This is a genomic window from Caballeronia hypogeia (genome assembly GCF_001544875.2).
Taxonomy (GTDB): domain Bacteria; phylum Pseudomonadota; class Gammaproteobacteria; order Burkholderiales; family Burkholderiaceae; genus Caballeronia; species Caballeronia hypogeia.
Genome location: NZ_FCOA02000001.1, coordinates 392941 through 405914, shown reverse-complemented (window position 1 = coordinate 405914; position 12974 = coordinate 392941). Strand labels below are relative to the sequence as shown.

The 12974-nt window shown below is 62.6% G+C and carries 14 protein-coding genes and 1 pseudogene; 8 read left to right on the top strand and 7 right to left on the bottom strand.

The window, feature by feature from the left end; all coding sequences use genetic code 11:
- Nucleotides 1–49: 49 nt before the first annotated feature.
- Nucleotides 50–910: pseudogene (locus tag AWB79_RS40890) on the bottom strand (flagellin N-terminal helical domain-containing protein); the annotation flags it as partial.
- 244 nt (nt 911–1154) lie between these two features.
- Here AWB79_RS40890 and AWB79_RS01875 point away from each other — a divergent pair.
- Together AWB79_RS01875 and rpsU are read left to right on the top strand one after the other, a co-directional pair.
- Nucleotides 1155–2105 carry an aldo/keto reductase gene (locus tag AWB79_RS01875; protein ID WP_061165657.1) on the top strand — a complete coding sequence of 317 codons (951 nt, stop codon included), beginning with the start codon at nt 1155–1157 and terminating at the stop codon, nt 2103–2105.
- Between the two features lie 361 nt (nt 2106–2466).
- Nucleotides 2467–2679: a 30S ribosomal protein S21 gene (gene rpsU, locus AWB79_RS01870; protein WP_008351904.1), complete on the top strand. Its 213-nt coding sequence runs from the start codon at nt 2467–2469 to the stop codon at nt 2677–2679.
- Between the two features lie 111 nt (nt 2680–2790).
- Here the strand turns inward: rpsU and AWB79_RS01865 are convergent, their stop codons facing one another.
- The 3 genes from AWB79_RS01865 to AWB79_RS01855 all read right to left on the bottom strand — a co-directional run bounded on the left by AWB79_RS01865 (nt 2791) and on the right by AWB79_RS01855 (nt 4683).
- Complete coding sequence (locus tag AWB79_RS01865) at nt 2791–3168, bottom strand: hypothetical protein (protein ID WP_232470784.1); 378 nt, start codon at nt 3166–3168, stop codon at nt 2791–2793.
- A 16-nt stretch (nt 3169–3184) separates the two neighbouring features.
- The gene (locus AWB79_RS01860) at nt 3185–3610 is read right to left on the bottom strand and encodes a hypothetical protein (protein WP_061165935.1); all 426 of its coding nucleotides are present in this window, start codon (nt 3608–3610) and stop codon (nt 3185–3187) included.
- Nucleotides 3611–4077: 467 nt separating this feature from the next.
- Nucleotides 4078–4683, bottom strand: a complete 606-nt coding sequence (locus tag AWB79_RS01855) for a DNA-3-methyladenine glycosylase I (RefSeq protein WP_061165655.1) — start codon at nt 4681–4683, stop codon at nt 4078–4080.
- 138 nt (nt 4684–4821) lie between these two features.
- Here AWB79_RS01855 and AWB79_RS01850 point away from each other — a divergent pair, with 138 nt between their 5' ends.
- Together AWB79_RS01850 and AWB79_RS01845 are read left to right on the top strand one after the other, a co-directional pair.
- The gene (locus tag AWB79_RS01850; protein ID WP_061165654.1) at nt 4822–5739 is read left to right on the top strand and encodes a glucosamine kinase nucleotide-binding domain-containing protein; all 918 of its coding nucleotides are present in this window, start codon (nt 4822–4824) and stop codon (nt 5737–5739) included.
- A 45-nt stretch (nt 5740–5784) separates the two neighbouring features.
- Complete coding sequence (locus AWB79_RS01845; protein ID WP_061165653.1) at nt 5785–6621, top strand: Cof-type HAD-IIB family hydrolase; 837 nt, start codon at nt 5785–5787, stop codon at nt 6619–6621.
- A 48-nt stretch (nt 6622–6669) separates the two neighbouring features.
- Here AWB79_RS01845 and AWB79_RS01840 read toward each other — a convergent pair whose 3' ends face one another.
- The 3 genes from AWB79_RS01840 to AWB79_RS01830 all read right to left on the bottom strand — a co-directional run bounded on the left by AWB79_RS01840 (nt 6670) and on the right by AWB79_RS01830 (nt 9336).
- Nucleotides 6670–6969, bottom strand: coding sequence for a hypothetical protein (locus AWB79_RS01840; RefSeq protein WP_061165652.1), 300 nt, complete (start codon nt 6967–6969; stop codon nt 6670–6672).
- Nucleotides 6970–7303: 334 nt separating this feature from the next.
- A complete protein-coding gene (gene aqpZ / locus AWB79_RS01835) occupies nt 7304–8002 on the bottom strand; it encodes an aquaporin Z (RefSeq protein WP_061165651.1) in 699 nt (232 codons plus the stop codon).
- Between the two features lie 269 nt (nt 8003–8271).
- Nucleotides 8272–9336, bottom strand: a complete 1065-nt coding sequence (locus AWB79_RS01830) for a glycosyltransferase family 4 protein (protein WP_061165650.1) — start codon at nt 9334–9336, stop codon at nt 8272–8274.
- A gap of 652 nt (nt 9337–9988) precedes the next feature.
- On the opposite strand from AWB79_RS01830, the gene flhD reads away from it, so the two are divergent.
- The 4 genes from flhD (at nt 9989) to motB (ending at nt 12969) form a co-directional block, all read left to right on the top strand.
- Complete coding sequence (flhD, locus tag AWB79_RS01825; RefSeq protein ID WP_061165649.1) at nt 9989–10312, top strand: flagellar transcriptional regulator FlhD; 324 nt, start codon at nt 9989–9991, stop codon at nt 10310–10312.
- Nucleotides 10313–10327: 15 nt separating this feature from the next.
- Nucleotides 10328–10903 carry a flagellar transcriptional regulator FlhC gene (gene flhC, locus AWB79_RS01820; protein ID WP_061165648.1) on the top strand — a complete coding sequence of 192 codons (576 nt, stop codon included), beginning with the start codon at nt 10328–10330 and terminating at the stop codon, nt 10901–10903.
- A gap of 163 nt (nt 10904–11066) precedes the next feature.
- A complete protein-coding gene (motA, locus tag AWB79_RS01815; protein WP_061165647.1) occupies nt 11067–11927 on the top strand; it encodes a flagellar motor stator protein MotA in 861 nt (286 codons plus the stop codon).
- A gap of 40 nt (nt 11928–11967) precedes the next feature.
- The gene (gene motB, locus AWB79_RS01810; protein WP_061165646.1) at nt 11968–12969 is read left to right on the top strand and encodes a flagellar motor protein MotB; all 1002 of its coding nucleotides are present in this window, start codon (nt 11968–11970) and stop codon (nt 12967–12969) included.
- Nucleotides 12970–12974 lie beyond the last annotated feature (5 nt).

The window sequence follows — 12974 nt, the reverse complement described above, 5'->3', positions numbered from 1 at the left end:
CTGCGCCGAACGTGATCGTGCTGCCGATCTGCGTAGCGTCGTGGTACGTCGCTGCCGTTGCGCCGGTCGTCGTGGTGACGTTGGCTGCCTTGATGGAAGCGATCGCGTCCGTCTGGGCTTGCGAAGCACCATACAACGCGCCCGACGTATTGGCCGTCAGCGTCAGCGCCGTCTTCGAACCTGCCGTGCCGGTCGTCGTGCCCGAGAACAGCTTGCTCGTAACCGACGAGCTGATCGCCTGGTTGTTCTGGTCGGTGAACGAGAAACCGCCGTTGCCGTCAGCCAGCACGTTGATTTGCGTGATGGCTGCCTTCGCCGAGCCGGTCGTCGCGTCGCCGGCGCTCGTCAGGCTCAGGCCCGACAGCGTGCCGATCGTCGCGCCCTTCTGCGGCAGACCGCCACCGAGTTGTGCAGCCGAAACGCCGTTGCTCAGATCGATGCCGATCGTCTGACCGACGTTCGCGCCAACCTGGAACGAAACCGTGCCAGCCGAGCCGTCGAGCACGTTCGTGCCGTTGTACGTCGTCTGCGAAGCGATACGGTTCACTTCAGCGATACGCTGCGTCACTTCCTTCTGCAGCGAAGCCTGGTCGCTCGACGACAGCGAGCCGCTCGATGCCTGCACGGCGAGCTGGCGGATACGCTGCAGGTTATCCGAGATCTGCGACAGACCCGACGACGCCGTTTGGGTCATCGACACGCCGTCGTTGGCGTTCGACACGCCCTGGTTCAAACCGTTGATCTGCGACGTCATGCGCGACGCGATTGCTTGGCCAGCAGCATCGTCAGCAGCGCTGTTGATGCGCTTGCCCGACGACAGGCGGGTGATGGCCGACGACAGCGCGCTTTGCGTGCTGTTGAGGTTCTGCTGGGCAACCAGCGAGTTGATGTTGCTATTGATACCGATCATTTGTTCTCTCCTGGGAGACTGTATCTGGCTTTGGCTAATGGCACCGAGTGAGTTGCCTGGCGGTCCTGCGCTCGGTGATAGCCGGCCGCCTACTTGTGGTTATCGGGACCGTGGAAAAAAACTTAAGACCCGCGCAAACGATTTGTGTAACGAATCGCTTCGCAAGCCTGCAAAGCCGCCTCCGGCAAGGCTCGCGTTTCGCGCGTATGCTTTTCGATCCCTCTTTCGAGCATCCGGAGCACACATGCAGACACGCAATATCGGCACATCGGAGCTAAAAGTCGCGCCGCTCGTCTTCGGCGGCAACGTGTTCGGCTGGACCGCCGACGAGCGCACGTCGTTCTCGATCCTCGACGCGTTCGTCGATCACGGCCTCGATTTCATCGACACCGCCGACGTGTATTCCGCCTGGGTCGACGGGCACCAGGGCGGCGAATCGGAGACGATCATCGGCAAGTGGTTCAGGGACAGCGGCAAGCGCCACAAGGTCGTGCTCGCGACGAAAGTGGGCAAGCTGAGCACACGGCCAGGTCTCACGGCGGCGAACATCGCTGCGGCCGTCGACGACTCCTTGCGGCGTCTCAAGACCGATTACATCGACGTCTATTTCTCGCATCACGACGACGAGCAGACGCCGCTCGACGAAACGCTCGGCGCGTATCAGAAGCTCATTCAGACGGGGAAGGTGAGGGTGATCGGCGCGTCGAACTACACGGGCGCGCGCGTCGAAGAGGCGCTGAAGATCGCGAAGGATTCGGGCTTGCCGGCCTATCAGATACTGCAGCCGGAGTACAACCTCTACGATCGCGAAGGCTACGAGACCGACCTCGAACTCGTCGCGCAACGGCACGAGATCGCGGTGGCGCCGTACTACGGTCTGGCGAGCGGCTTCCTGTCGGGCAAGTACCGCTCGAAGGCGGACACCCAGCACAAGGCGCGCGGCTCGCGCGTCGAAAAGTATCTGAACCCGCGTGGCCTGAAAATTCTCGATGCTCTCGACGAAGTCGCCAAACGCAATAGCACGACGCCCGCGACGGTCGCGCTCGCCTGGATGATCGCGCGGCCGAGCGTGACCGCGCCGATCGCGAGCGCGACCTCGGTCGCGCAACTCGAAAGCCTCGCCGCCGCGACACGCCTCGCGCTAGCCGAAGATGACGTGAAACTCCTCGACGAAGCCAGCGCGTGGCAAAAATAAATCCGTTGCATCAATGAGTTGGACGTTTCGAAGGTGTTGGCAGCGGCGCGGTGTTCTGGTAACATCGCGCCCGAATCGAGAAATGTGCCCGATTTCCTGCCTTCGCCGCTGAGAATGACAAAGTCAAAAACCAGCAGCGAACGGCTCTGAAATACGCGTTCAGGTAGTTCTTCCGTAGTTCTTCCGAAGGCGCAAGCCGCTCAGGCGGTTGAATCCCAACTCTCTCTTTTCCGGCCTCCGTGGCCGCTTTGCTCGTGTCCGCCATGTCATTTCATGTCCGGCGGACGATCGGAGTGCCGGGGCGCGGCGGGTTTCATCGTCGTCGCGCGCTTAGAAATACGTTTAGCAAACCAGGATTTACATGACCACCATCGTCCTTAAAGAAAATGAGCCGTTCGATGTCGCAATTCGGCGTTTCCGCCGCACCATCGAGCGCAATGGCCTGATCGCCGAGCTGCGCGAGCGCCAGTCGTACGAAAAGCCGACCACCGAGCGCAAGCGCAAGAAGGCCGCCGCTGTCGCGCGTCTGCGCAAGCGTCTGCGCAGCCAGATGCTGCCGAAGAAGATGCACTAAAGCGTCTCGTGCGCGCGAGATTCTTCGAATCCTGGCGCGCATGGCAAAACGGCGGTGCGACCCGTGAGGGCGCACCGCCGTTTTCGCTTTATGGCCTGGGAGTCGAGCGTTTCAGACAAACTCGTGACGCTTGCCGAGCGCCGCGAGCAGATGCGGCCACTCTTCGACATCGGCGTCGTCGTGGACCTGCTCCAGTTCGAGCAGCAGATCGATGATGTTCGGATCGTAGGCATTCACGTTCGATGCATACAGCGCCCGCAGGAGCTTGCCGTCCTGCGCATGCCGGTAGTACGAAATGCCGACGCCTTCCAGCGCCGGCTCGTACAGATCGTCGCGCACGAGCGAGCCGATCGCGCACTTGCGGCCTTCCGGGCTGCGGAGCCGGCACGAGCCGTTGTCGTCTTCCGACACCGCGAGTTGCGTGAGCAAATGCGTGCTCACGCGCTCGAAAATGTCCTTCGCGGTCAACATCGTAATAGGGCTCAACATCACTGCACCTGCACTATCAAGCAGCCGTTTTAAGAAGCTCGGCGGACAAGCCGAACTGACGCGCGATCGACGTGAGACGTTCGCGCCATTCCCACTTGCCGAAAACGTCATGAACGTTCTGCAGGCAGGAAAGCAGTTCGACGGTATTGGGATCGAAGACGTTGATGCGCGCGCGCAGCAGGGCGCGTTTGAGCGCGGCGACGCCCACGTCCATGTACGCCGGAATTTCCCCCGGCGTCCGGGCGATATAGCGGATGGGCACGCCTTCCATGGCGGTGACGTAATCGCGCGGCTTTATGAAGCGTCCGACGGGGCAGCCGCCGCAATATCCGCGGTAGGCGCCGCCACCGCGCGGCAGCAGGGCCGCTTGCCCCTGCACGAAAAGATGCTCTACTGCGCTGTTGAAAATCTCCTGATGGGTCAGGAAGTTCAAGCTTTTCATGATCTTCTCCCCTGCGCCCCTGCGCAGCGGCCATGCGTTTGGATATTCGAGAACCTGCACCTGCTGCACCGGAGCGGCGGCGTCGTTGCAAATAGGGCGCAACCTGATGAACGCAACGCCGCCCGGACACTGATTCGAGCACGACGGTTTTCCCGGCTTGGGCGTTGAGCTCTCAGAGCGCCCTTGAGTGCTCGCGTCGGATTTCTACACACAGTGAACGATCCATACACCGTCAGTTATAACGGTTCGGGCCGGTAAAAAGGTGCGCTAGCACACGCGAGGACGCCATTTTTACACGGAGCGCACGTTCGTGCAGTGCGGAAAACCCGTCCAAAACCCTTTCAATTCGCGGATTTGCGCGTGCTTCACTGCAAAAAAACTTGCAGCCATAGGGAGTTTCCCTAGGCGTTACGTTTTCGGCTCAGAAACGTTGCCAAAAAGCAAAAAAATTTCGCTGAAGAAATATCTTAATGCGCGGATCTGGTCGCAATTTTCCGTTTCGTCTTAGCTTTTCCTCGCGACAGGCAGCCGGCCGCATGATCGTTGACCATGCCGGTCGCCTGCATGAATGCATAGCAAATGGTCGTGCCGACGAACTTGCAGCCGTATTTTTTGAGCGCTTTGCTGAGCGCGTCGGATTCCGGGGTGGAGGCGGGTGTGGGATTCTTCGCATCGCGCGGCGTGTCGATCGTCTTGCCGTCGACGAACGACCAGACGAACTCCGCGAACGAGCCGTGCTCCTGCTGGATCTGCTTCACGGCGCGCGCATTGAGCACCGCGGACGCGATCTTCGCCCGGTTGCGTACGATGCGCGCGTCCAGCACGATCCGCTCGATATCCTTCTCGGTAAAGCGCGCCACGCGGTCGATGTCGAAGTCCGCGAACAGCGCGCGATAGCCTTCGCGCTTGTTGAGGATCGTCGACCAGGACAGGCCCGCCTGCGCGCCCTCCAGCACCAGCATTTCGAAAAGATGCTGATCGTCGTGCGAGGGCACGCCCCATTCGCCGTCGTGGTAAGCGATCATTGCCTCCGTCGTGGCCCAGGCACAGCGGGTGTGATCGGTGTCTGCCATTGCGACTCCTGATGATTCGAATCGGGTCAGCATAGCGGAATGACCGCGCCGCGCCACTCGGCCGATCGGCCTATGTCGTTTTGGCGTATGCCGTCCGGCTAATTGGCGCGCGCTGCCGACGCCGGTAAGCTTGCGCCCATGAATACCTATCCGACCTCCATATTCAATGGCTATCTGCTCGGCGTCGACGGCGGCGGAAGCGGCACGCGCGTGATCCTCGCGAACGCGCAGGGCGTGGAGCTTGCGCGAGCGGTCGCCGGCCCTTCCGGGCTGGGACTCGGCGTGGAGCGCGCGTGGCAATCGATCGGCGAGGCGTGCCTGCGCGCGTTCGCTGCCGCCGCGCTGCCGTTCGACTGGCGCGCTTGCGCGCTCGGCTGCGGGCTCGCCGGCGTGAACAACGCCGACTGGCTCGCCGCCTTTCTCGCCGCTGCGCCGGGCGTCCACGCGCTCAGCGTCGAAAGCGATGCTTACACCACCGTTCTCGGCGCGCATGGCGGCGAGGCGGGCGTGATCGTCGCGCTCGGCACGGGCAGCATCGCGGCTTCGCTGGACGACGCGGGCGTGTGCCGTATTGCCGGCGGCTACGGCTTTCCGAGCGGGGACGAAGCGAGCGGCGCGTGGCTCGGCTTGCGCGCCGTGGTACATCTCCAGCGCGTGCTCGACGGCCGCGCTGCGCATGACGACTGGTCGCGCGCATTGCTCGTTCGCACGGGCGCGGCGGATCGCGACAGTCTGGTCGTCTGGCTGTGCGCCGCGAACCAGACCGCCTACGCCACGCTCGCGCCCACGGTGTTCGAGTTCCGCGATCATCCGGACGCCGCTCGGCTTCTCGAAGATGCAGGGCGGGAAATAGGCAGGCTGATCGCGCCGCTCGACGTGGCGGGGACATTGCCTGTAGCGCTGTGCGGTGGGCTGGCCGAACCTTACGTGCCGTTCGTGCCGCCTGCCTTGCGCGAGCGACTGCGGGCGCCGCTCGCCGATTCCGCGGCGGGCGCGCTGCGCCTTGCACAGCGCGCCGTGTCCGCTTCGGAGGCTCGTCACGGCGCGGCGCGATAAAATACCGACCTCCGCGGCACCGCGAAAGCAACCACAAAGGCAGTCATGTACTCGGTCATCGCCACTGATCTCGACGGTACGCTCCTCAATAGCGACCACCAGCTCGATCCCTTCACCGCCGAAACCGTGCGCACGCTGGCCGCGCGCGGCGTGCCCATCATCATCGCGACGGGCCGGCATTATTGCGACGTCGCTGGCATCCGCGATCTGCTCGGCGTGGATGCATACCTGATCACGTCGAACGGCGCGCGCGTGCATGCGCCGGGCGACGAACGCATTTATTCGCGCGACCTCGATCCCGCCGCCGTGCGCCGCCTCGTGCAGCCGGATCTTGTGGGCGACAGCCGCGTCATCGTCAATCTGTTCGCCGACGACGCGTGGCTCATCGACCGTCACGCGCCCGAACTGCTGGTTTTCCACCAGGATTCGGGCTTCAAGTACGAGGTGATGGATCTGCGCGAGCATGACGGTCAGAACATCGCAAAGGTGCTGTATATCGGCGAGCCGGCGGATCTGAAGAAAACCGCGGCGAATCTCGAACGTGAATTCGGCGACGCGCTCTACGTGACCTATTCGTTGCCAGACTGTCTGGAAGTGATGACTTCGGATGTATCGAAGGGCCGGGCGCTGCGCTTCGTGCTGGAGCGGCTGAACCTCGAAACGGCGCAGTGCGTCGCTTTCGGCGACAACATGAACGATATCGACCTTCTGGAAACCGCCGGTCATCCGTTCATGATGAACAACGCCAACCCCGATCTCATCAAGCGTCTGCCAAACGTGCCGCGTGTGGGCAATAACTTCGAGGCGGGTGTTGCGCATCAACTGCGCAAGTTGTTCGAAATTCGCGACGAACTCGCATCGCCGGGGCAGACGCCCGACTGAGCGTCTGCCGCGAGGGGCCGCCGGCATGTTTCAGCGGCCCGGTTTCGATTACCCACGACGGCCCCAGTTGTTGCCATAACTGTTGCCGTAGCCGCCGTGATCCCAGCCTGTGCGGTTCCAGCGACCGTTGTCGTGACCGTAGTCGCCGTGCCAGCGCGGCTCTTCGTGGCGGTAGTACGGCGCGCGATACGCCGGTGCGGCCGGGCGTACGTACACGGGAGCCGGCGCCACATACGCCGGTGCGCCGAGCGAGACGCCGATGTGCAGATCGCTGTGAGCCTGGGCTGCGCCGACCGCGCCAATGGCAAGACCGGTCGCGACGAGCATATGGGTGACGATGCGCTTCATGGTGTTTCTCCTGGAAGGCGACGTGTGTCGCATGAGTCCAATGTAAGCGCCGGCCGTCTTACATGCTTCGATGACTTGTTACGGTGTGCAAGGGCGGCGTAAGCGCGAAAATCGCGCAGCCGCGTGACGTTCGATTCGGCAGAGCCCTATGTGGCAAGGCTTTCGAGGAGAGCCCAGCTGTAGCCGATAACGCGTCGCGGCAAATCATAAGCATGCTTCGTAATTCCGCATTACATTTGTCGCGCGGCGTTAATCATTCCAATGGCGTGCAAAAGCAAAAACGGGCGCCCGAGGCGCCCGTTTTCGTTTGCAGCATTGTGCTACGCGTCGTCGCTTACTTTTGACGCGTGAGGCACGGATACAGCAGACCCGCGAGGATTGCGCCGACAATCGGGGCAATCCAGAACAACCAGAGCTGGTCGAGCGCCCAGCCGCCGACGAAGAACGCCTGGCTCGTCGAGCGCGCCGGGTTCACCGACGTGTTGGTGACCGGAATGCTGATCAGATGGATGAGCGTCAGGCACAGACCGATGGCCAGCGGCGCGAAGCCCTTCGGCGCGCGGTCGTCGGTGGCGCCCAGGATCACGAACAGGAAGAAGAACGTCATCGCGACTTCGGCCACCAGAGCGGCGGTCATCGAGAAATGACCCGGCGAGTGCTCGCCGAAGCCGTTCGCGGCGAACGCGCTCGTGGCGAAATCGAAGTTCGGATTGCCAGTCGCGATCAGGTAGATCACCAGCGCGCCGAGCGTGGCGCCGAACACCTGGGCGACGATATACGGCACGAGGTCGCGCACCGGGAAGCGGCCAGCGGTCGCGAGTCCGATGCTCACGGCCGGATTGAGGTGGCAGCCGGACACGTGCCCGATGGCGTAAGCCATCGTCAGCACGGTGAGACCGAATGCCAGCGAGACGCCGGCGAATCCGATGCCGAGTTCAGGGAATGCCGCTGCGAGCACGGCGCTTCCGCAGCCGCCCAGCACGAGCCAAAAAGTACCGAAGATTTCAGCGCCGAGACGCTTCGACAAATGCATGATTCTGCCTTCGTGAAAATAATGAAAAACCGTTGATTTGAAACAAGAACGCCACAAAAGCGCTTGCGGAGCGCAGTGTAAGCGCGACCAATTTCAAAAACTGTCAAAAATGGTCGATCAGCGGTCAATTCACCGGCATCGGGCAGAAACTTCGGATTCTTCCTTATCGAGAGCCGACGCGTTCGGCGCGCGGACGAAAAAAAAGCCGCCCAATTCAGGGCGGCATTTCATCTTGCTGAACAATCGCGAATCAGTCGGCGATCAGTCCATTACCCAACGGCAACCTGACGCAGAACCGGGCGCTTGGCGGCCTGCAGCATTGCGGTATAGCTTTCGACGTAGTTCGAAGCCATGGTCCGCGCGCTGAAGCGGCGCTCGAACTGCGCGCGAATCTCCGCGCGATTCAGTTCATCCAGACGTTGCAGCGCGCCCACCGCGCCCTGTACGTCCTCGCAGATGAAGCCCGTGACGCCTTGATCGATCACTTCCGGCACCGAGCCGCGATTGAACGCGATCACCGGCGTGCCGCACGCCATCGCCTCGATCATCACCAGGCCGAACGGCTCGTTCCAGTCGATCGGGAAGAGCAGTGCCTTCGCGCCCGAGAGGAATTCCGGCTTCTGCGCCTCGTTGATCTCGCCGATGAATTCCACATGCGCCTGGGAAAGCAGCGGCTCGATCGTCGACTTGAAGTATTCCTGGTCGACCTTGTCCACCTTGGCCGCGATCTTCAGCGGCAGGCCGCTTTGCGCCGCGATCTTGATGGCGAGGTCCGCGCGCTTTTCCGGGCAGATACGGCCGAGAAAGGCGAGGTATTCCGGCTTCTTGTGCGGCTGCGGCGCGAGCAACTGGTCCGGCAGGCCGTGATAGACCGTGTTCAGCCAGTTCGCCTGCGGCAGCGGGCCGCGCTGGTTGTCCGAGATCGAGATCACGTTCGCCTTCGTGAACGTGTTGAAGATCGGCTGCAGTTCAGGCAGGTCGAGACGGCCATGCAGGGTCGTCACGAACGGCGTGTCCATCTGCGTGAACAGCGGGAACGGCATGTAGTCGAGGTGGAAGTGCAGTACGTCGAACTCGTGGGCGCGCTGGCGGACGGTTTCGAGCAGCAGCATGTGCGGCGCGAGGGCGTCGCGGACCGTCGGATCCAGTCGCAGCGCGCGCGGCCACACGGCTTCGAGGTTCGCCTTCGTTTGCGAATCGCCGCTGGCGAACAGAGTGACGTCGTGACCCAGATCGACGAGCGCGTCGGTCAGATACGACACCACTCGCTCAGTGCCGCCGTAAAACTTCGGAGGAACTGCTTCGTGCAACGGTGCAATTTGTGCGATTCGCATAACGTGACTCTCCTTTTCATTAGAGGCATTGCAGTCACACTCCGGTCGAGCGCTCAACACATGCCATTCGGGCGGGCCGCGCGTAGGTTGGACGCCGCCCGAGATCGGCCCGGAGATGAAAAACATCGCGACCGGGTTATCCCTTAATGCTCATTATCGGGATCGAGAGCGGCATTTCACGTCATTTTTCAATCGCTTATCGTTGTTACAGCGCGAAACAACTGCTGTTACGAAGTCAGAAATTGCACCGATATCGCCGACGTGGACGAATGTGAAGTGTGGGTGAGGCCGCGAGGCACTTGTCAGCACGGAATGTTCCCGGACGCCCGCGCACGGCCGGACGCGTGTTCACGGATTCAGCGCCTTAAAATGCGGCCTCGAAACCATTAAGTCAGACAAATAGTTGCCGATAACCTGAATCTGCCGCCTTCATTTCCTTGCACGGCCCCGTGTAAGAAATATTCCTACATAAAACTTCGCGAAACTCCGTCGCGGTGTCGGATGCTTTGTCCGACAGGCGCGCCCGCGCGCTTCGTGGACAATCGGATCGACACCAGAAAACACGCGCGGGGCCGGTTTCGCCATGTCTGCCGCGATCCGAGCAAACGTTCCCGCCGGGCTTGACCAGCCATGTATCGATTCGGGGAAAAAGATGACGGCCAGCAATCCAAGTACGCTCGCGGAAATCCGCGAGGTGAACCTGTCGTACTTGCTCCTCGCACAGCGGCTTTTGAATGAAGACCGTGTCTCGGCGATGTACCGTCTCGGAGTTTCCGAGCAGGTCGCGCAGGTCTTGTCGTCGCTGACGCTCGCGCAGGCGGTGAAGGTGGCGTCGTCGAGCCATCTGCTGTGCGGTTTCCGTTTCGACGATCACACGATCCTTTCTTCACTCGCCGACAAGGACAGGAGCGCGGCGCTCGCGCACGCCCATGCCGCCATATTGCTGGCGGACGCCCCCGTCACGCAGATCGGCTGAGCGCGCTGCGGTCCGATGGCGACGAAAAGCGTGGTCGCGGAAGTCCGCGAGATCACTCTGGCGATCGAGCTGATCGAGCTCGGCGCGCGCCTGCAATTGCTGGAGGCGGAGACGAGTCTGTCGCGCGATCGCCTGATCAAGCTCTACAAGGAGCTCAAGGGCGCCTCGCCGCCCAAGGGCATGCTGCCGTTTTCGACCGACTGGTTCATGACGTGGCAGCCGAACATTCATTCGTCGCTGTTTCACGGCATCTACCGCTTCATTGAGCGGCACGGCGGCGGCGCGGGCGCGCAGAGCACGATCCAGGCGATCGTGAGGAGCTACCGGCTCTATCTCGAGCACGCCGCGCTCTACGGCGACGAGCCGGTGCTGTCGCTCACGCGCGCCTGGACGCTGGTGCGCTATTTCGAATCCGGCATGCTCCAGACCAACACCTGCACGCGCTGCGGCGGAGGTTTCGTCGCGCATGCGTACGACTTGCGCGCGGGCTATGTCTGCGGGCTGTGCCAGCCGCCGTCGCGCGCGGGCAAGACGCGCAAGGCGGCCGATCCGCATCGCGCGCCGCTGGGCAGCACGTCCATCGCGGCCTGACGTCGCACCTTCGCCAGGCTCCGCAGCAGGCATCTCTCGAACCCAGGCGCGACGCGGGTTTTACCGTTTGCCGCCCTCGCGGTCACGCCCCCAAAGTTTTCCAGTCGAGTGCCGTAAACCACTTAACGGCGGTCTTACCGCAACAAAACGTGAGGACTCGACTGTGCTGATTTTCGTTGGAACGCTCGTGACATTGCTGTCCGTCTTCGGCGGCTATGCGCTCGAAGGCGGCCATCTCGGCGCGCTCATGCAGCCCGTCGAGATTCTGATGATCGCGGGCGCGGGCATCGGTGCGTTCATCCTCGGCAACAACGTCAAGACGATCAAGGCGACCATTCAGGTCATCCCGACGCTCTTCAAGGGCGCGAAGTACGACAAGAGCATGTACATGGAGCTGATGGGCCTGCTCTACGTGCTGCTCGCCAAGGCGCGCAAGGAAGGCACGCTCGCGCTCGAGGGGGATATCGAAGATCCGTCGAAGAGCCCGGTCTTCAGCCAGTACCCGAAGATTCTCGCGGACCATCACATCGTCGAATTTCTGACGGATTATCTGCGCCTCATGGTCAGCGGCAACATGAACGCGTTCGAGATCGAAAGTCTCATGGACGAGGAGATCGAAACGCATCACGTCGAAGGCGAAGCGCCCGCGCACGCGCTCTCGAAGGTCGGCGACGCCATGCCCGCGTTCGGCATCGTCGCGGCCGTGATGGGCGTCGTGCACACCATGGCCTCCGCCGATCAGCCGCCCGCGATTCTCGGCGAGATGATCGCGCAGGCGCTCGTGGGCACCTTTCTCGGCATTCTGCTTTCGTATGGCTTCATCGGGCCGCTCGCCGGCGTCGCGGAACAGCGGGTCGCGGAGCAGACCAAGATGTTCCAGTGCATCAAGGTGACGATTCTCGCGAGCCTGAACGGCTATGCGCCCGCGATCGCGGTCGAGTTCGGCCGCAAGGTGCTGTTCTCGACGGAGCGCCCGTCGTTCTCCGAACTGGAAGAACACGTGCGCCGGGTCAAGTCCAAGTGATGGACCGCTTCGTGACTTATCCATCGGCGAGGGCCGCGCAATGAGCACCGAACGCGAACGTCCCATTTTCATCAAGCGTGTCGTCGGCAAGGGCAGCAAGGGCCATCACGGCGGCGCGTGGAAGCTCGCCTACGCGGACTTCATGACCGCGATGATGGCGTTCTTCCTGCTGATGTGGCTGCTCTCGTCCACGTCGCCGGTGCAACGGCGCGGCATCGCGGAATATTTCCAGATGCCGCTCAAGGCGGCGATGGTCGGCGGCAAGACCGTCGGCATGGACAACAGCCTCATCACCGGCGGCGGACGCGATATCTCCAGCACCGAACCGGGCGCGGCGCGCCGCACCGACGGCACCACGCAACTCGCGCAGCGCGCCTCCTCCGACACCGACGAAGAGCTGCTCAAGGCCGCGCAGGGCGAGCTCGAACGCCGCGAACAGGCGCGCCTGCACGACCTGCAAGTCAAGCTGATGGCCGCGATCGAGGCCAATCCCACGTTGCGGCAGTTCAAGCAGCAAATCCGCATCGAGTCGACGCAGCAGGGCTTGCGCATCGAGATCGTCGATACGCAGAAACGCCCGATGTTCGCGCTCTCCAGCGACTCCGTGCAGCCGTACATGCGCGACATCCTGCGCGAGATCGGCCGTTCGCTTAACGACGTGCCGAACCGCATCGTCGTGCAGGGGCACACCGACGCCGTGAAGTACGCGGGCGGCGACAAGGGCTACAGCAACTGGGAGCTCTCGGCGGATCGCGCGAACGCGTCGCGGCGCGAGCTGGTCTCGGGCGGCATGGACGAAGCGAAGGTGCTGCGCGTGCTCGGCCTCGCTTCGACACAGAACCTCAACAAGAAAGATCCGCTCGATCCGGAGAACCGGCGCATCAGCGTGATCGTGCTCAATCGCAAGACCGAGATGTCGATGATGCGCGACGACGGCGCGCCCGGCGCCACGCTCGACAACGGCACGGACGCCACTGGCGCGCCCGAGACGGCGCTCGGCCAGCTCATCCCGGGCGTGGCCGCGAAGCGCGCGGCAAATTGAGCAAA

Coding starts and splice junctions, on each gene's coding strand:
- AWB79_RS01830 (WP_061165650.1), bottom strand. CDS start 9,336: ATGCGAATCGCACAAATTGCACCGTTGCACGAAGCAGTTCCTCCGAAG.
- AWB79_RS01850 (WP_061165654.1), top strand. CDS start 4,822: ATGAATACCTATCCGACCTCCATATTCAATGGCTATCTGCTCGGCGTC.
- AWB79_RS01865 (WP_232470784.1), bottom strand. CDS start 3,168: ATGTTGAGCCCTATTACGATGTTGACCGCGAAGGACATTTTCGAGCGC.
- AWB79_RS01840 (WP_061165652.1), bottom strand. CDS start 6,969: ATGAAGCGCATCGTCACCCATATGCTCGTCGCGACCGGTCTTGCCATT.
- aqpZ (WP_061165651.1), bottom strand. CDS start 8,002: ATGCATTTGTCGAAGCGTCTCGGCGCTGAAATCTTCGGTACTTTTTGG.
- AWB79_RS01860 (WP_061165935.1), bottom strand. CDS start 3,610: ATGAAAAGCTTGAACTTCCTGACCCATCAGGAGATTTTCAACAGCGCA.
- AWB79_RS01845 (WP_061165653.1), top strand. CDS start 5,785: ATGTACTCGGTCATCGCCACTGATCTCGACGGTACGCTCCTCAATAGC.
- motB (WP_061165646.1), top strand. CDS start 11,968: ATGAGCACCGAACGCGAACGTCCCATTTTCATCAAGCGTGTCGTCGGC.
- flhC (WP_061165648.1), top strand. CDS start 10,328: ATGGCGACGAAAAGCGTGGTCGCGGAAGTCCGCGAGATCACTCTGGCG.
- AWB79_RS01875 (WP_061165657.1), top strand. CDS start 1,155: ATGCAGACACGCAATATCGGCACATCGGAGCTAAAAGTCGCGCCGCTC.
- flhD (WP_061165649.1), top strand. CDS start 9,989: ATGACGGCCAGCAATCCAAGTACGCTCGCGGAAATCCGCGAGGTGAAC.
- rpsU (WP_008351904.1), top strand. CDS start 2,467: ATGACCACCATCGTCCTTAAAGAAAATGAGCCGTTCGATGTCGCAATT.
- AWB79_RS01855 (WP_061165655.1), bottom strand. CDS start 4,683: ATGGCAGACACCGATCACACCCGCTGTGCCTGGGCCACGACGGAGGCA.